This is a genomic window from Flavobacterium turcicum, from assembly GCF_011365745.1.
Classification (GTDB): Bacteria; Bacteroidota; Bacteroidia; order Flavobacteriales; family Flavobacteriaceae; genus Flavobacterium; species Flavobacterium turcicum.
Window position 1 is genome coordinate 431,164 of record NZ_JAAOBY010000002.1, and the last position, 17,929, is coordinate 449,092.

Sequence of the window (17,929 nt, forward strand, 5' to 3'; positions counted from 1 at the left end):
TATTTGGTAGTAATCTAATAGTCTTTTTTGTAAAGAATATTCAAAAACAAAAACAATTTACCTTTTCATACACCCAACGGCCTATTTATTAATTATTAGTTAAGTCTTAAACCGATGTAGGCACTAAGAACACTGTTTTTTGCATCTGAGGAAAGAAAATCGCCCTCTTTTCCAATTTTTGTTAAACCGTAGTTGTAACGTACTCCAAAATTTACAGCATCTAAATCGATACCAATACCTGCAGCAACACCTGCGTCAAATTTGTTAAAATCATTTGTATCTAAAGCTTGTTCTCCAGAAATTACACCAGATTCAAATGTTCTTTTACCGCTTACCATGTATGCAGCATAAGGACCAACGTGAACGTTAAAATTTTCTGTTAAATTAGCTACTAACAATACAGGAACTTCAATATAATTTACATTGAATTTAGATGTACTATTGTTAGTTACTAACTCAGCACCTTTAGTCGTGTAGTTGATCTCAGGTTGAATTGCAATACTATTTGTAATTGGTAATTTAGCATACAAACCAGCATTGAATCCCGTCAAAATATTATTATCATCTACTGTATCAGTATACAAATTAGAAAAGTTTAAACCTCCTTTAAATCCAAAAGCAGCTGTTTTTTCTTGTGCTTGTACTCCCGTAAATGCTAATAAACCAGTTACTACTGCTGCATAAAGTGTTCTTTTTGTATTTTTCATGGCTTTGTTTTTTTAATTGTTTTTATATAGTACAAAGATGGGATGCTTCACCATAAATCGTGTTACACGAATTTGTCTTATTGTTATACAATTCACATATTTTACAAAGCGAAACTCTTTTTTGGAGCTATTCTATGAGTTTTTTTACCAATTTGGATAGAAATGGACTATAATTGTTTGCTTAATGATGATTTTTGATTCGAAGTAAAGTAGTTGTTTCTCGTATTGTTGTCCTATAAAGCAATACTCTTTCACCACTTGTTTTTGTACTAACAATTAAAACTTTATTGATTGAAGAAATGGATTGCTGCGAAATATTTTGCTAAACCTAATTATTAAATAAGATTTTCTAATTTTTTATCATTTTTAAGTTCTGCAGTTCTTTTTGAAGTAATTGTTGATCCAGCAGATGCAATAACCACACAGCAAAGTGCTATTATTTCATTTGTAGTCAGACGTTCACTTAAAAAAAGAAGTCCGCAAATAGCTGCTGCAGCAGGTTCTAAACTCATTAAAATGCTAAAAGTACGAGCGGGTAATTGTCCAAGTGCTTTCATTTCGAGTGTAAATGGTATTGCGCTAGATAAAAGAGCAAGAGCAATTCCCATATATAAGTAGGTTGGAGTAAGGAGCAGGAGTCCTTTTCCGGCAATTCCAAAGGGTATAATTAACAAGGAAGCAAAAAGCATTCCTGTAGCTACAGCTTGACCTCCGTTCATAATTTTCGAAATTTTCCCTCCTAATACAATATAACCTGCCCAAAGGCCGCCAGCTATCAATGCAAAAACAACTCCTAAAATATCAATTTTGCTATTGGTCCAGGGGGCAATCAATGCAATGCCTGTAGCTGCTAGAGCAACCCATAAATAATCTAAAATTCGCTTTGAACTCAAAACAGCGACCAACAATGGTCCGAAGAACTCTAAGGTAACCGCAAGTCCTATCGGAATGCGCTCGATAGCCATGTAAAAAACTAAATTCATTGCTCCTAACGATAATCCATACGGAATTACAATTTTCCATTGTTTAGCGGTTATCTGAAATAAGTTTGGTCTGTAAACAGCTAGCAGAATTAACGCTGAAATCCCAATACGTAGTGAAGCCGTGGCTGATGAACCCAATACTGGAAATAAGGTTTTCGCAATGGCTGCTCCTGATTGAACGCTTATAATGGCAAAAAGCACGGCGGGAATAGGAGGGATCGAAAGTAATTTGTTTTTCACAACTCTAATTTAAAGTAGTAGTAAATCTACTAAAAATTATAGTTTAACGGTGTACTATTTTTTTCATGATAAATTAATTTAAATACAAAATAGAACAACCAATTAAATTTAATTTTGTGATTAAATTATTGAAAATGAGTGTTTTTTTGCGATTATTTTTTAATATCTTTAACACAATCAAAAAATTAAAACGTCAATAATTAATTTTTTTAAAATCGTTAAATCCAATGATGAAAAATTACTTTTTACTCTTTTCAGTATTCTTCACCCTTTTTTTACATGCTCAAACTAAGAATGTATTTGATATTTCGCGAAAAGGAAGCTTAGATGAAATCAAAAATGTTTTTCAAGAAAACCCAAAGCTCATAAATTCCGTAGATACTAATGGATATACACCTTTAATCCTAGCATGTTACAGAGGCAATCAAGATGTAGCTCTATTTTTAGCAGAAAAGGTAAGTGATATCAATTACAATAGTGGAATGGGAAGTGCAGTAATGGCAGCGGTAATGTCAGGAAATAGCGCAATTGTAGCAAAACTTATTGAGTTAAAAGCCAATTTGAATGAAGTAGATGCACAAGGAAAAACAGCGCTAATTTATGCAACCTTTTTTAACAAAAATGAAATTGTTAAAATGCTTATCAAAGCAGGTGCAAATCTCAATATCAAAGACAACGATGGTAAGAGTGCACAAGATTTTGCCACATTCAATAAAAATACTGAATTAATAATATTGCTAAATTAAATAACCATTAATTACTTAAATATGAAGAAAATCTACTTACTGCTATTTTTTATTGCAACAAGCTATTTTTGCCAAGCTCAAAAAACATCGGGCGAGGTTTCACTTGGTAGTCTTATGTCGGCAAAAATTGATTTGGATTCTAATACATCAAGAGTTACGCTTACGCTAAAAGGCCCGTCTGATAGGTGGTTTGCTTTTGGTTTAAACGCCTTGAGTATGAATTCTGGTACAGATTGTGTAGTGATGCGAAGCGCAACATCATTTAGTGATGACAGATTGCTTGGATTTCAAGCTCCGGTTGCTGATGCAGTACAAAACTGGACTGTTTCTAGCAATACTGTTAACGGATCAACAAGAACAATAGTAGCAACAAGGGCCTTTAATACAGGCGATGCTTCTGATTATATTTTTGATTTTAATTTAAGCTCTTTAAATGTTATTTATTCATTTGGATCGGGTTCAAATTACACATTAGGTTATCATGGATCAACTAATCGCGGAGCAACTACGCTATCATTTACTACCTTAGGAACCAATGATTTTGTAGCTACTGAAAATGTAAATATTTATCCTAACCCGTCAAACGGAGTATTTAATATTTTAAAAAATGATTTAACTACGGTTTCAAAAGTTAGAGTTTTTGATATAAATGCAAAATTGTTGAAAGAAATTGATAGTACAAATGACGATGCTATTGCTGTAAATTTATCTCAATATGCAACAGGTCTTTATTTTATGGAAATTACCACTGGTAAAGATAAAATGATTAAAAAAATTCAAAAGAATTAAGAGCATTAAGGAAAGTAAAGGTTAATTTCAACCTGAAGTCAATTTTTGATTACATCAAATGCAAAACGATACGACTTTAAAAGTTCATTATTAATTGATTTCTAAAGTAAAGCTTAAAATTACTAGATCAAAACATTCATAATAAAAAAACCGATTAGGGATCTAATCGGTTTTTTTGTTAGAAATTCTTGAAAACGGACAACAAGAAGGAAATAAAAGTTAATACATGTAATAATTAGAGAAAAGATATTTCATTGATCGTAAAGAATTCTAGAAGAAATATAGTTTCGAAAGAATTTATAAGTAAGTTAAAAACTTCGTTTAGACTGATGGATTATGTACTTATTTTATCTTGTGGAGAGCTGTACGACTGAAATTTTATAGATATTTAGCATAAAGATAAAAGCATTTGCATATACCAAGTCTTGAAAGCAACAATTTTTTAATTTGTATCTTTGAGAATTGCTTTTACAATGATTTTTTACAAAACTAAAAGAACTATGTTTGACGTTTTTTTTTCGCATATCCTGCAAAAAGTACCGCTAACAATTGCAGATAAAGAACTTTTGAAAACCTATTTTACCTATAAAAAACTCCACAAAAAACAAGCGCTTTTGGAAGAAGGGCAAATTGCGATCTCGCTTTCTTTTGTGACTAAAGGTTTGTTGAAATCGTATAATACAGATCAAAAAGGAGTAGAGCATGTTAATTTATTTGCTTGGGAAGGTTGGTGGACATCTGATTTATCCAGTTTTTTTAAAGAGGAAAAATCGGTTATTACTATTGAGGCTGTTGAAGAATCAGAAGTTTTGATGATAACTTTATTAAACTTTGAAAAAATGACACTTGAAGTTCCTATTATGGATAGGTATTTCAGGATTTTATTTCAAAATAGTTTGTATACCAAAGAACAACGCTTGTTGAGTACGGCAACACATTCTGCCGAGGAAAGATATCGCCATTTAGCTGCTAGTAATCCACAGCTTTTACAACGCGTTCCTCAAAATTTAATCGCATCTTATTTGGGTATTACTCCAGAAACTTTAAGTCGGATTAAAAGAAGTATCGCTTTAAGTAAATTTTGATGAAATTACAAGAGATGAATTTCTTATTTTACATCAAGTAAGAGCAATTGATGTTAGCCTATTTTTGTTGTTTTATATTTAAAATCAACTTTTATGACAACACATCATATTCCTAAAGTATTAATTACAGGAGCAACAGGTCAAGTGGGTAGCAAAACGATTGAATTTCTTGCTTCCAGTGCATCTATTGAACTTATCGCAGCGGTGCGATCTCCGGAGAAAGCCATTCCATTTCAAGACAAAGGCATCGCAACAGTACTATTGGATTTTGACGATGAAAATACGCATCATGCAGCTTTTGAAGGGATTGATCGACTATTTATGGTAACAGGTTACACCGTTGACATGCTGCGTCAAAGTAAGGCTTTATTGGATGCTGCCAAAAAGCAAGGTGTGAAACATGTTGTTCATTTGGGAGCTTGCGGTCCTGATGATACAAGCATTGGACATTGGGCTTGGCATCAATTTGTAGAGCGTTATATTGAGTGGTGCGGATTTACTTTTACGCATTTAAGGCCTCAAGATTTTATGCAAAATTTGTTAGCATACGGAGGCAAAAAAGCAATAACTAACGGAATCCTAAATCACTATGTTGAAGATGCTCGATTGAGTTGGGTTGATTTAGAAGATGTTGCACAAGTGGCTGCACTATCCTTATTATATCCTGAGACACATGCAGGTAAAACTTATCGATTAGGATTTGATGCCCAAACATTCAATGAAATTGCGGAACTATTAACAAGCATAGTAGGCAAACCTTTCCGCTATGAAGCGCTCGATCCAGAAGTATTTAAGGAAGCCATGGAACGTTCAGGTGCTGAAATGGCTTATATGAATTGCGTGTACGATCATTGGAAGCGTCATGCTGCTGGAACAATTCCAAATGCGGCTGCTACTTTTGATACTTTTTATGAAATTACCGGAAAACAGCCCACCAAGTGGAAAGGTTTTATCGAGAAACATAAAGCTATTTTTGATTACTAATTGTTTAAACATCTCATAAACGGGGAACCAAAGCTAATGTGGCTATCATAAATTTATCTTTGAAGATCGTTTATACTTGATTTAACAATTTTTTACACGAATAATTTTAATAATTATTTTATTGAAATTACGGGAATTATGTAGGACTTTCTTGTAAATAAAAAACCCTTACTCACTTTTTAAAAGTTGTTAGGGTTTTAATTCTGCGGAGGAAGAGGTCCTGGGCCGCAACTCCATTGCTAATTTCCGAAAGGACAATTTTAAAGACATTACTCGTGCTTTTCGAGTCACGCACTTTGAACACATTGGTGGTGCTTTGATTGCTGGTTACAGTACCAAACTTAGAGCTCAAAACTCCAACAAAAACAATTTTATTCCCAACAAAATAGAGCGTCACATTGCTTACATCGATACTTGACTTGAAGGATACAAAGCAGCTTTAGCCAAAGAGGATGCTGATTTGATTTATCAAAATAAAGTAAGCATCTAAAATAATTATGAAATTTACCGCAGACATCAAGCCATTGTAAAGCATACCTACAGCGTTATCAAATGGCAATGAGACTTTTATTTTATCATAACCAAGAAAACTATAAAACACGCAGCAGCTGATATTGGATTGATTTTAACGCTTACAACCTGCACAAATCTTCAAACTGATTAATCACGATCTACTTAAATATTATCTAAGGATACGGGCGTTCAATCTTGGGATTCTAAGAGCAATTTTAACCCTTTTTTTTCACACTTTTTTACTTCAATAATTACAAAGCGAGTTTTATCAGAACGAATGTTAAATTTAATTTAAATTATATATATTTACTTTATGGGTATAAAAGTAGTTGGTTTGGAGGTTTTTAGACGAACTGACGTTAGCTGACATGTTAAACTTTTATGTAAAACGTCTAAAACTATCTTGACATGAATACAAAACTATTATTAGTCGATGATGATATTGAAGATTTAGAAAATTTAACTGGCATTATTTTAGAAATTTCACCAACCATAAAAATTTCTGTAGCTCAAAACGGCAATGAGATGATAAGACTTCTGGAAAGCGAAGCGCAACTTCCAGATTTTATCTTCCTGGATTTAAACATGCCCATAAAAACAGGCTTTGAATGTCTGACAGAAATTAGGAGTAACGAAAAGTGGAAAGCTATAAAAATTGTTATTCTGACTACCTCATCGCATAGAGAGCAAATAAACGAAGTGTATAAAATGGGAGCTGATCTTTATATAAGAAAGCCAAATAGTTACAATGCGTTTAAAGAAATTCTGTCTAAGTGTTTAAAAATGGATTGGGGCTTTGAAAAAAGTGTAAATGCTTTTGAGAATAAGGATAATTCGATAAACTTTTTCGATTCAAGACTCGTTTATAATGATATTGTAGAAAATATTGCATTAGGCATTGTAGTAGTCAATTTTTTTCAAGATGGTAGTTTCTTTATTTCATATACTAACAAAGAATTCCATAAAATAGCACCTACTTACAGCAATAAAATACACAATGAAAATAGCAATCACTTATTTGATAGTGCACACCCTGATGATTTACCATTGATTCAAGCTTCTGTAAAACAGTTATTTGAATTGAAGGGATTTGATATTGAATTCAGGATAATAGATGCAGGAAAAACCAAAAACATAAGGTCGCAGGGAAAGCCTATTTTCAATAAATCAGGCAATTGCATAACCGCATATATTTATTTTAATGATATTACAGAACAAGTAAAAAACCAAGAATCACTAAAAGAATCTGAAAAAAAGTATAAATACATGTTTGAGAATGCTCCTCACCCGATGATTGTGTGGGAGATTGGAACATTAAATATATCAGATGTAAATAAGAAAGCAACGGAATTGTATGGCTATACAAAAGAAGAATTTACACAACTAAATAGCAAGGAAATAAGTCATCCAGAGGATATTCCTTTGATTGAGCGTATTACAAGGAACTTGGAAAATTATGGGTATGAACATCAAAAAGTATGGAGACACCTAAAGAAAAATGGTGAGTTGATGTATGTGGACGTGAGTGCAAATGTTTTTGAACTAAATGGTAAACTTGTTTCCATCGCTCACATCCAAAATGTAACCGAAAAGATAAAGGCTGATGAAGAAATAAAACTGATGGACTTCGCATTTAAAAAGTCTGCCACACCTATCATGTTGCTTTTGGCAACTGGTGAATTTTATAGTTTTAACGATGCTTTACTAAAGTTATTGGGTTACACCAAAGAAGAATTGAGCAAAATGAATTTGTTAAATGTTGCAACAACAATGGACGAAGCAAGTTGCATTAAACAATGGAATGAAATAAGAGAAAAGAAAAATATAGTTTTTGACTGTCATTTTGAGAGAAAGGATGGTACTCTATTGGATGTGGAAATAAGTAGTAACTTAATTAACTACAATGAAAATGAGGTGTACTTTTGTTATTTGAATGACATCACCGAAAAAAAGAAAGCAGAAGAAAAACTAAAACTATCAGACTATATTATTCAAAAAAGTACAACTGCCATATATCTTATAAAGTCTGATGGATCAATTTATGATTTTAATGAAGCAGCTCATAACATGCTTGGTTATACCAAAGAGGAATTTGCAATGCTTGATCAAATGGATATTGACCCTAGGTTAAATTCAGATATTATACTAGAAGACTTCGAAGTTTTAAGGAGGGAAGGTAAAGTACATTTTCAGGCTACAATTGTTAAAAAGGATGGCGCTTTAATAGATGTGGACATAATCTCGACCTTTATTGTTTATAATGGATTAGAATTGAAATGCTCATTTTTAACTGATATAACAGAGCAGAATAAAGTATCTGCAGAAATTTATTCTATAAATGAATTGTTGCAACGCCAAACTAACCGTTTAATTTTGGCAACAAAAAGCGCACAATTAGGAATTTGGGATTGGAATTTAAAAAATAATGAGCTTACCTGGGATGAAGGAATGTATAGGCTATACAATATTGCTGAAAACGAATTTAATTCTGTATACGAAGGATGGTTTTCAAGATTACACCCACAAGACATTCAACGGTTGAATAACGATTTGGAACTTGCCATTACTAATAAAAAAGAATATAAGCCTGAATTCAGAATTGTATGGAATGATTCATCAGTTCATTATATAAATTCCTCAGCAATTATTGAAAGAGACAATGATGGAAATGCTATACGAATGATTGGAACCAATTGGGATGTAACTGCGGAAAAAGAGCGCATACAACATCTTAAATTATTGGAATCTGTTATTGTCCATACAAAAGATAGTATTTTGATAACAGAGGCTGAACCATTTGATTTACCAGGACCTAGAATAATTTTTGTGAATCCAGCATTTGAAAAAATGACAGGTTATACGCCTGAAGAAGTAATTGGTCTATCGCCTAGAATATTGCAAAATGAAGATACCGATAGAAAAGAATTAGACAAATTGCGAACTGCAATGAACAATTGGGAGCCATGTGAAATAACAATATCGAACTCGAGGAAAAATGGCGAGAAGTTTTGGAATAACTTCAGCATAGCACCAATTGCAAATGAAAAAGGATGGTATACCCATTGGATTGCTGTAGAAAGGGATGTGACAAAAGAAATTGAAGCTGCCTTAGAAAAGGAAAGAATGATAAAGGAACTGATGGATATCAACTTAGAACTAAAGCAGTTTAGCTATATAACTACTCATAACCTAAGGGCACCCTTAACTAACTTAGTTTTAATTTGTAAATTATTAAGCCCAGAGACAATAGAAGATCCATCAACATTAAAACTGATAGAGTTCCTCAAAACATCAACCAATCAATTGAATGAAACGCTAAATGACCTTATCAATGTACTCATCGTAAAAGATAATACGGACCTACTATTAGATGAATTGTCTTTTGAAGAAATACTCGATAAGGTAAAACAATCCATTTCCGGAACATTGAGTGATCGCAAAGTAGTAATTGAGACTGATTTTTCTGAGGTCCCAACTGTACACTTTACAATGGTTTATCTAGAAAGTATCTTTTTAAATCTAATTACAAATTCAATAAAATACCGTCATTCTGAAAGAAATATCATTATAAAGATAAAAACCATAAAAAGTGAAAATGGTAGAACCCAACTTACTTTTTCAGACAATGGAATAGGGATGGATATGTCTCGTGTAAAGCACAAGATATTTGGTTTTCAAAAACGGTTTCACAAAAATTCTGATGGCAAAGGGATAGGATTGTTCCTTGTCAAATCTCAAATAAATGCGTCAGGAGGCCAAATCGAAGTGGATAGTGAGGTGAATGTAGGCACCATTTTTACAATAACTTTTAAATAACCCATAAAATGACAAAAACAGTTTTAGTAATTGACGATGATTCTATAACCATTCATTTGAATAAAATGGTGTTAAAATCTGCAAGTTTCTGCGACAAAATAGTAGCGGCAAAAAGTGGGGATGAAGCTTTATCTTATTATGAAAATATAGAAAAAGGAGATATCCCAATGGAAAATTTGCCCGAAGTAATACTTTTGGATTTGAATATGCCAGTACTGGATGGATGGGAATTCCTTGAAATTTTTGTACAAAAGTTCCCCGATTTTGCGAAAAAAGCAAATATTTTCGTCCTTTCTTCATCTATAAACCCTAGTGATCAGGAAAGGGCACTAAAAGACCCAAACATTGCAGCCTTTCTAGCGAAGCCACTCGACAAAGAGGAACATTTTCATATAATTGAATCCTTTTTAAATAACCAATAGAGAAAAAAAGTTTCTTAATATCTTACTGAAATTATTCCGGCTGGAGCAAACATGCAACTATTAACTCAGCTGCACGACAGTGGCCCATATGGTATGTGGCCCAAATCGATAGAAAGGATTTCCTAATTAAACTTGGTAGTTCAAACAGATCTTGAAGTAAAATCCTCGAATATTTGTTCGGCAGTATTTTAAACATGCTAATAAAACATGCTTTGAATGTCTGACAGAAATTAGGAGTAACGAAAAGTGGAAAGCTATAAAAATTGTTATTCTGTCTAAGTCATCGAATCAAGAGCAAATAAATAAATTGTATCAAATGGGAGCAGATCTTTATCTGCAAAAGCCTAACAGCCACAATTCGTTTAAAAGTATTATATCTAAGTGTTTACAAATGGATTGGGATTCGCTAAAACATATTTAACGCTAAAAAAAATGTTTATACAAAATTTAAGAGCTGCAACAGCTTGCAGCCATAAGCAGCTTGAACAAAATAATTTGTCGCAGGCATTACTAAGCAATAATGTTAATGAAACTATTTACTCTAGTTACCTTATCCAACTTTATAGCTTTGTAAAAGGTTTTGAGCAATATGTTTATCCCGAATTAGAACCGCATTTTTTAAATATTAACAATAGAAGAAAAGCCCATTTTATTGAAGAAGATTTAAAAGCACTTGGCATTACAGTTGATAAAAATAGGCTGCTTAAAGAAGTATTCTTTAGAGATACATATCCTGATGTTTATTTAGCAGCAGGTGCATTGTATGTGCTAGAAGGTTCAACGCTTGGTGGGCAAATAATTGTGAAACACTTGCAAAAAGCAATGCCTCCCGATCTATTAAATGCCTCCTATTTTTTGGGCTACCAACAACGAACAGGTAGCATGTGGAAAGAGTTTTTACAACAATTTACTGCTTTACCACAATCAACACAGCAAGAGCAACAAATAATCACGGGTGCTTTTAATACATTTAAAATTATAAATAACTTGCTTAGCAAAAGCAACAAAAAAATTTAACATATGAAAATTAAAAGTATTGTAAATGATTCTGTAGCAAACTTGCTTAACTGCGAAAGTGAAGCCATACATATTCCTGGTACCATTCAAACGCATGGTTTTTTGCTTGCCGTTACACAAGGTGATTATACCGTGGCTTTCTGCAGTGAAAACTGTGTTGACTTTTTGAACAAAACACATATTGAATTGCTTGGCAAAAAGCTTGAAACAATTTTTGAAAAGGCTGATATTGAAAATATTCAAGAACAGTTTAAAGAGTTTTCGGATCATTTAGCGCGACCCTTTATTATTAATTATAATGAAAAAACATTCCATGTTACTGCACACAAAAGCGATAAAGTAATTATACTTGAATTTGAACCATTTACAGAAGCTAAAATAGATTTGCCGGATCTCTTAAATCGAATGCAACGATTTACATATCACACCGAAAGGTCAGACAATCTTCAAAGTCTTTGCCAGAATATTGCTGATGAAACCCGAAGTATTACTGGCTATGACAGGGTAATGATTTACCGTTTTGATAAAGAATATAACGGTCAAGTATTTGCTGAAAGTAAAAAAGAAGACCTAAAGCCTTTTTTACATTTGAATTATCCACATACTGATATTCCTTCACAGGCAAGAGAGCTTTATTTGAGTAATTTAGTAAGAATGTTAGTGGATGTAAATTACACGCCTGCTCCTATATTTACAGTTAATGATGAAGCAAATGTAAACCGTAATCTTGATTTAAGCCTTTCCAATTTACGAAGTATGTCGCCCATACACCTGGAATATTTAAAGAATATGGAGGTGGGTGCTACTTTTGTAATTTCTATTATTCATCATAAGAAATTATGGGGTTTAATTTCTTGCCATCATTACAGTCCCAAACATATTCCCTATTACACTAGGCTCACTGCACATTTACAGGCCATATTTCTTTCATCGCAAATAGATGTGCGACAAGCAGCAGATGAGTTTGAACTTGCAAAAGAAATCGGGAAAAAAGTAGTTGATTTTCAAAACTTATTAACAAATAACCCAGCTATCATAACGAAAAAAGACACTCTCTCAAAACTTAAAGATTTAATAAATGCAGATGGAGTGATACTACATTATAATGAAGAAAATTACACCGAAGGTAATTTACCAACCAATCAACAAATTGATGATTTGATTAACTGGCTAAAATCGGAAAAAGGGTCTGAGAATTTCAATACTCATCAATTGCACCAACATTATGCTGGAGCCACAAAAATCGCCAATAGTATTGCCGGTGTGATGTATTTACCGTTAAGTGACACCAACAAAAGTTGTATCGTATGGACGAGGCGTGAAGTAGAAAAGAGTGTTGATTGGGGAGGAGACCCATCAAAAGCAGTACAGAAGAACGAGGAAAATTTGATGCTTTCACCCAGAAAGTCATTTGAAGTTTGGAAACAAGTCGTAAAACTTACCAGCGAAGAATGGAAAACACCAGAACTTAAAGAAGCTGAAGCAATTACAATAGCCATACAACGCCAACTACATTTAGCCGATTTAAGAATAGAGGAAGAAAGATATTTAAACCTTAATCAAAAATTGCAAAAAGCGAATGATGAATTGGAAAATATGAATTGGATTAGTACCCACGACCTAAAGGAGCCACTGCGCAAAATTCAGTTTTATGGTTCTATTATTCTTGAAAGAGATGGTACAAACTTAACTGATTCTGTTAAAGAAAATATTTTACGAATGCAAAAATCTGCAGGTAAAATGCAAATTTTAATTGATGATTTGCTCACCTATTCCAAAGTAATGAATGAAGAAAAAAAGCTCGATTCTGTAGACTTAAATGAAGTTATTGAAGGTATCTTATTAGATTTTAAGGAAAGTATCGAAGAAAAGAATATTACAATAGTGCTTCATAATTTACCAACTATGTTTGGCATACAATTTCAATTGAGGCAATTATTTTTAAACCTAATTAGTAATTCAATAAAATTTACCAGACCAGAAGTAGCGCCAGTAATAAGTATTTCAGCCGAAAAGGTGACCAGTAAAAGATCAAATTTTGCATTGAAAGAATTTTATAAAATTATTGTAAAAGATAATGGGAAAGGTTTTGATGCAGCCTATGAAGAAAAAGTATTTAAAATATTTCAACGCTTACACAGTCAAACTGAATTTATGGGTACTGGTATTGGGTTATCAATCTGCAAAAAAATTGTAGAACTTCATGATGGTTACATTGAGGCCGAAGGGATAGATGGTGTAGGTGCAACTTTTTCTGTTTACTTTCCTGTAGAACATTTAACAATAACGCACAAAAATATCAGCTAATATGCGCTACAAGCGCTTTGGGCATTTGGCATAAGAGAAAAATTGGTTTGTATTAAAATTTTGGCAAATTCAAAGATAGGGCTTAATTTAAACCAAACCGCTTGTAGCGCGGGAACGGTGCGTGTAATCTAAAATGAGAACCATGAAACAAAAATTATTACTGACATTACTATTGATTTTTACAATCAAATCATTTTCACAAGATTCAAAATTAAGTATTGAAGCTAATTTTCCAATTGCAATTGGTGACAATTTTTTAGAGCAGAATTATAACGGATTAGTAGACTTAGGAGGCAAATATAAATTTTCCGACAGTAAAACAGTAGATGTAGGAGTTTCTATAAATTTCGGCTTTTTTCAGAACACAAAATCTAATGCTACTTCCTTAAATCAACTCTTTGAGGTTAAAATTTTCCCGATACAACCTCGAATTTATACGGAATTTAATATTCCAAATTTAGAAAAATTTCACCCTCATATTGGATTAGGATATTCAATCGTAATCTATAATGCAGATTGGGTAGAAAATAGAAATGCAGATTTTCCTATCGATATTAACGATAATGAGGGTGGCTTTAATTTGAATATTGGTCTATCCTATGATTTGAATAGCAGATTATTCATTCAAGCACAATATGACTTTATAAAAATTAGAGTTGAAGATGGAATTCCCGACACGAGCTACAATACAAATGTTAATATTTTGAAATTTGGAATTGGATATCGGATATAAAAAACTAAACATAATAGATAATCAATTTCCATGAATATGTTCTTATTACAGAGCTTAATCAAGTTACAGGGATCTATAGTAAAAATGTTCCTAAAAAGATCAGAATAGAAAGTATTGATAGAAGAAAAGAGTTGTTTCAACAAGCAATTTTTACTGACTTCTTAATAATTATTGTTGCTGTAGGAACTCATGTTAGGGATTTCAATACTGATTTAAAAGATGTTTTTTAAAATGAAGTTTAATGAGGAGATTTCAGAAACTTAATCAGAGGAGTTAAATAAAGAATATACCGTTAGTTTGTGTTAAAAATATAATATTGTGGGGTCAAAGTGGGGATATTTAGAAAACAAAAAACCCTAACTAATAGTTAGGGTTTTAATTGAGCGGAGAAAGAGGGATTCGAACCCCCGGACCTGTTACAGTCAACAGTTTTCAAGACTGCCGCATTCGACCGCTCTGCCATTTCTCCAATACGTCGCTATCGTTTTCTGATTGCGAGTGCAAATATAATAAGTTTTTTCGAATGTGCAATATTCTTTTATAATTTTATAAAAAAATGATTCAATAACAGTGTAGAGTAAGAGTTATTTCTAAATAAAAAAACACCACAAATTTTCTGTTTTTTAAGTGAAATCAAAAAAGAGTTAGACTTGCTACCGAGAATGATAGAGGAGGAGTTGTTTAAAGAAAACATTTAAAAAGTGAATTTTTAAATATTATAAATGAAAAAGCCCGAAACTTAAGTTTCGGGCTTTTCGCGGAGAAAGAGGGGTTCGAACCCCCGGACCTGTTACAGTCAACAGTTTTCAAGACTGCCGCATTCGACCGCTCTGCCATTTCTCCAATAAATCGCTTTCATTTGCTGATTGCGTTTGCAAATGTAGGGCTCTTTTTGGTTTATACAAGCGCTTTTTCGGAAAAAAATCGACTCTTTTTTGGTTGATCTTTTAACCGTTTCATTATGTTGGTTTTACGATCAAAAAAAATAAATTATTTTTAAATATTTTTTTAGTAACTAACATATTCCGTTATTTCAAGGCCGTAACCAATCATTCCAACACGTTTTTCTTGAACAGAATTGGTTACTAATCTAATTTTTGAGATATCAATATCGTGCAAAATTTGTGCTCCAATACCAAAATCTTTACTATCAATCACAATTTTTGGTGCTTTCATTTCACCTTTGGACTGTAAAATTTTCAAATCAGCCAAACGACTCAATAAATTAACCGATTGCATATCTTGATTTACAAAAATAACGGCTCCTTTTCCGTCCTCGTTAATTTTGCGGAACATATCGTCAAGTTGTTTATCTGCATTATTAGTTAGGGTACCTAATAAGTCATTATTCACTTGCGATGAGTTAATCCGAGTTAAAATTGGTTCACCCAAGTTCCATGTACCTCTGGTTAATGCGATATGAATTTGCTTATTGGTTGTTTGCTCGTAAGCGCGCAATCTAAATGTACCAAAGCGAGTTTCTAAATTAAAATCCTCTTTCTTTACAATTAGACTATCATGTTGCATTCGATAAGCAACGAGGGCTTCAATTGAAACTAATTTTAAATCGAATTTCTTAGCTACAGCAACTAACTGCGGTAGGCGAGCCATTGTACCATCTTCGTTCATGATTTCTACAATCACACCGGCCGATTTAAAACCTGCCAATCTAGCAAAATCAATAGCGGCTTCAGTATGTCCGGTTCTACGTAAAACACCACCTTGCTTGGCAATTAAAGGAAAAATATGTCCAGGACGCGCTAAATCGTGGGGTTTTGTCTCTGTATCAACTAGCGCTTGAATTGTTTTTGATCGGTCAGCGGCAGAGATTCCTGTAGTTACTCCATTTCCTCTTAAATCAACAGATACTGTAAAAGCTGTTTCCATAGGATCAGTATTGTTGCTAACCATTACATGTAATCCAAGTTCTTTACATCTACTTTCTGTCAATGGAGCACAAATAAGTCCTCGGCCATGTGTAGCCATGAAGTTAATCATTTCTGGAGTTACTTTTTCGGCAGCAGCCAAAAAATCACCTTCATTTTCACGATCTTCATCGTCAACTACAATGATTACTTTTCCTTGACGGATATCTTCTATTGCTTCTTCAATTGTATTTAATTGTATTGTGTCTAGATCCATTTTGACATTTAGTTTTGTGATGGTAGTATTTTTTTAATAAATTTTTGGAAAGGAACGAGTAAACTGTCCATGTTAATTAATCCTATGTCGTTCGTTGCGCGGTAAGTTAATAATACAGCTAGAGGTGTCAGTATAAAAGAAGACAGCCAAGAACCTAGAAACGGCGTCATTCCGTTTTCTTGTGCCAATCGTTTTCCGAAAGTATTGATAAAATGAAAAGTAATAAAAATCAAAACAGCAAAAACAATTGGTAATCCCAAACCGCCTTTACGAATGATAGCACCTAAGGGAGCGCCAATAAAGAACATCAAGAAACAAGCAAATACAATAACAAACTTATCATACAAAGCTATTAAGTGTTTGTTGATATTTTTCTGTTTGTTAAATAATTCTGTTTTAGAGGAATCAATAGAGTAGGCAGTACTTTTTAAATTGCTAACGGCTATATTTAAAATATCTTTTTGTTGTTTATCTGTATACAAAGTCAAAACATCATCAGGTAATTTCTTTTTCACAGAACTTTTAATAATCTTATTTTTTGTCGGATAATTTACTCTGTTGTTGCTGCTTTTCGCAAAAGAAACGATATCAGTTTTTAAATTCTTGTTCAAAGAATCTAAAGTATAATTCAATTCGTTGGCAGTTAACATTGTGTTGGTATTAGCTACCGACTCGTCATTGATATCAGATTTATAAAATTCAGATAAATCAATATTTATAATTTGCTTTTTAAATGCGCTTTTTATAAAAGGCATTTTGCTGCGGTCCTCGTATTTTTTAGGAACAATATCTTCATAATAATGGCCGTCATTTAAAACTAGCTGCAAAATACTTGATTCTTCGCTACTAATTAATTCACCATCTTTGGCTTTGATAACTGTTTTGCTACCATCACCAGTTTTTGATTTTTTATGAATTGTAATTCCAGAAAGAATATTTCCTTCTTTACCACTTTTTTTATCGACTTTAATGTTGTAAAAACCTACATCGCTGAATTGTCCTTCGGCGATAGCAAGTGCCGGTTTTACTTGAGCAATATTTTTTCGAAAGTTTATAAACTTGTATTCAGCGTAAGGAATCACATTATTTGCAAAGAAAAAGGCAACAATACTTAGCAACGTAATAAAAACCGTTAAACTTCGCATGGCTCTTTGTAATGAAATCCCAGAGGATTTCATAGCGGCAAACTCGTAGTTTTCGGCAAGATTACCGAAAGTCATGATTGATGCCAGTAATATCGATAAGGGTAATACCAATGGTACGATTCTAGGCATAGAAAAAGCCAGGAACTTTACGACCATAAATATGTCTAAATCTTTCCCGGCTAACTCTGATATGAATAACCAAACGGTTTGTAAAATGAAGATAAAAAATAAGATTACAAATACTGTTGTAAATGTAGTCAGAAATGTTTTTAATAAGTATTTGTCAAGAATTTTCACCTA

General features: G+C 32.8%; 13 protein-coding genes and 2 tRNA genes. 9 read left to right on the plus strand and 6 right to left on the minus strand.

Annotation, left to right across the window (positions count from 1 at the left end):
• Window positions 1-95 precede the first annotated feature (95 nt).
• Window positions 96-707, minus strand: a complete 612-nt coding sequence (locus G9Q29_RS05775) for a porin family protein (RefSeq protein ID WP_166134241.1) — start codon at window positions 705-707, stop codon at window positions 96-98.
• A gap of 335 nt (window positions 708-1,042) precedes the next feature.
• The gene (locus G9Q29_RS05780; protein ID WP_166134243.1) at window positions 1,043-1,930 is read right to left on the minus strand and encodes an EamA family transporter; all 888 of its coding nucleotides are present in this window, start codon (window positions 1,928-1,930) and stop codon (window positions 1,043-1,045) included.
• A 227-nt stretch (window positions 1,931-2,157) separates the two neighbouring features.
• Between G9Q29_RS05780 and G9Q29_RS05785 the strand changes: the two genes are divergently transcribed.
• From G9Q29_RS05785 to G9Q29_RS05825, 9 genes are all read left to right on the plus strand, one after another.
• Window positions 2,158-2,676, plus strand: a complete 519-nt coding sequence (locus G9Q29_RS05785) for an ankyrin repeat domain-containing protein (protein WP_225872894.1) — start codon at window positions 2,158-2,160, stop codon at window positions 2,674-2,676.
• Window positions 2,677-2,697: 21 nt separating this feature from the next.
• Window positions 2,698-3,465 carry a T9SS type A sorting domain-containing protein gene (locus tag G9Q29_RS05790; protein ID WP_166134245.1) on the plus strand — a complete coding sequence of 256 codons (768 nt, stop codon included), beginning with the start codon at window positions 2,698-2,700 and terminating at the stop codon, window positions 3,463-3,465.
• Between the two features lie 500 nt (window positions 3,466-3,965).
• Entirely contained in the window at window positions 3,966-4,550 is a 585-nt protein-coding gene (locus G9Q29_RS05795) for a Crp/Fnr family transcriptional regulator (RefSeq protein WP_166134247.1), read from the plus strand.
• Window positions 4,551-4,643: 93 nt separating this feature from the next.
• Complete coding sequence (locus G9Q29_RS05800; protein ID WP_166134249.1) at window positions 4,644-5,534, plus strand: SDR family oxidoreductase; 891 nt, start codon at window positions 4,644-4,646, stop codon at window positions 5,532-5,534.
• A 921-nt stretch (window positions 5,535-6,455) separates the two neighbouring features.
• Window positions 6,456-9,863: a PAS domain S-box protein gene (locus G9Q29_RS05805; RefSeq protein ID WP_166134251.1), complete on the plus strand. Its 3,408-nt coding sequence runs from the start codon at window positions 6,456-6,458 to the stop codon at window positions 9,861-9,863.
• An 8-nt stretch (window positions 9,864-9,871) separates the two neighbouring features.
• A complete protein-coding gene (locus tag G9Q29_RS05810; protein ID WP_166134253.1) occupies window positions 9,872-10,285 on the plus strand; it encodes a response regulator in 414 nt (137 codons plus the stop codon).
• A 432-nt stretch (window positions 10,286-10,717) separates the two neighbouring features.
• Window positions 10,718-11,302, plus strand: coding sequence for a biliverdin-producing heme oxygenase (locus tag G9Q29_RS05815; RefSeq protein WP_166134255.1), 585 nt, complete (start codon window positions 10,718-10,720; stop codon window positions 11,300-11,302).
• A gap of 3 nt (window positions 11,303-11,305) precedes the next feature.
• Complete coding sequence (locus G9Q29_RS05820; RefSeq protein ID WP_166134257.1) at window positions 11,306-13,609, plus strand: ATP-binding protein; 2,304 nt, start codon at window positions 11,306-11,308, stop codon at window positions 13,607-13,609.
• Window positions 13,610-13,751: 142 nt separating this feature from the next.
• On the plus strand, window positions 13,752-14,342 hold the full coding sequence (locus tag G9Q29_RS05825) for an outer membrane beta-barrel protein (protein WP_166134259.1): 591 nt from the start codon (window positions 13,752-13,754) through the stop codon (window positions 14,340-14,342).
• 384 nt (window positions 14,343-14,726) lie between these two features.
• Here the strand turns inward: G9Q29_RS05825 and G9Q29_RS05830 are convergent.
• The 4 genes from G9Q29_RS05830 to G9Q29_RS05845 all read right to left on the minus strand — a co-directional run bounded on the left by G9Q29_RS05830 (window position 14,727) and on the right by G9Q29_RS05845 (window position 17,926).
• Window positions 14,727-14,811 (minus strand) — tRNA-Ser (locus tag G9Q29_RS05830).
• Between the two features lie 289 nt (window positions 14,812-15,100).
• Window positions 15,101-15,185 (minus strand) — tRNA-Ser (locus G9Q29_RS05835).
• Between the two features lie 165 nt (window positions 15,186-15,350).
• Window positions 15,351-16,484: a 3,4-dihydroxy-2-butanone-4-phosphate synthase gene (ribB, locus tag G9Q29_RS05840; RefSeq protein WP_166134261.1), complete on the minus strand. Its 1,134-nt coding sequence runs from the start codon at window positions 16,482-16,484 to the stop codon at window positions 15,351-15,353.
• Window positions 16,485-16,492: 8 nt separating this feature from the next.
• Window positions 16,493-17,926, minus strand: a complete 1,434-nt coding sequence (locus G9Q29_RS05845; RefSeq protein WP_166134264.1) for an LptF/LptG family permease — start codon at window positions 17,924-17,926, stop codon at window positions 16,493-16,495.
• Window positions 17,927-17,929: the final 3 nt, after the last annotated feature.

What these genes read in the sequence shown, in the direction of transcription:
- G9Q29_RS05825 (WP_166134259.1), top strand. Translation starts at nt 13,752, where the DNA reads ATGAAACAAAAATTATTACTGACATTACTATTGATTTTTACAATCAAA.
- ribB (WP_166134261.1), bottom strand. Translation starts at nt 16,484, where the DNA reads ATGGATCTAGACACAATACAATTAAATACAATTGAAGAAGCAATAGAA.
- G9Q29_RS05810 (WP_166134253.1), top strand. Translation starts at nt 9,872, where the DNA reads ATGACAAAAACAGTTTTAGTAATTGACGATGATTCTATAACCATTCAT.
- G9Q29_RS05795 (WP_166134247.1), top strand. Translation starts at nt 3,966, where the DNA reads ATGTTTGACGTTTTTTTTTCGCATATCCTGCAAAAAGTACCGCTAACA.
- G9Q29_RS05820 (WP_166134257.1), top strand. Translation starts at nt 11,306, where the DNA reads ATGAAAATTAAAAGTATTGTAAATGATTCTGTAGCAAACTTGCTTAAC.
- G9Q29_RS05800 (WP_166134249.1), top strand. Translation starts at nt 4,644, where the DNA reads ATGACAACACATCATATTCCTAAAGTATTAATTACAGGAGCAACAGGT.
- G9Q29_RS05790 (WP_166134245.1), top strand. Translation starts at nt 2,698, where the DNA reads ATGAAGAAAATCTACTTACTGCTATTTTTTATTGCAACAAGCTATTTT.
- G9Q29_RS05805 (WP_166134251.1), top strand. Translation starts at nt 6,456, where the DNA reads ATGAATACAAAACTATTATTAGTCGATGATGATATTGAAGATTTAGAA.
- G9Q29_RS05775 (WP_166134241.1), bottom strand. Translation starts at nt 707, where the DNA reads ATGAAAAATACAAAAAGAACACTTTATGCAGCAGTAGTAACTGGTTTA.
- G9Q29_RS05785 (WP_225872894.1), top strand. Translation starts at nt 2,158, where the DNA reads ATGATGAAAAATTACTTTTTACTCTTTTCAGTATTCTTCACCCTTTTT.
- G9Q29_RS05815 (WP_166134255.1), top strand. Translation starts at nt 10,718, where the DNA reads ATGTTTATACAAAATTTAAGAGCTGCAACAGCTTGCAGCCATAAGCAG.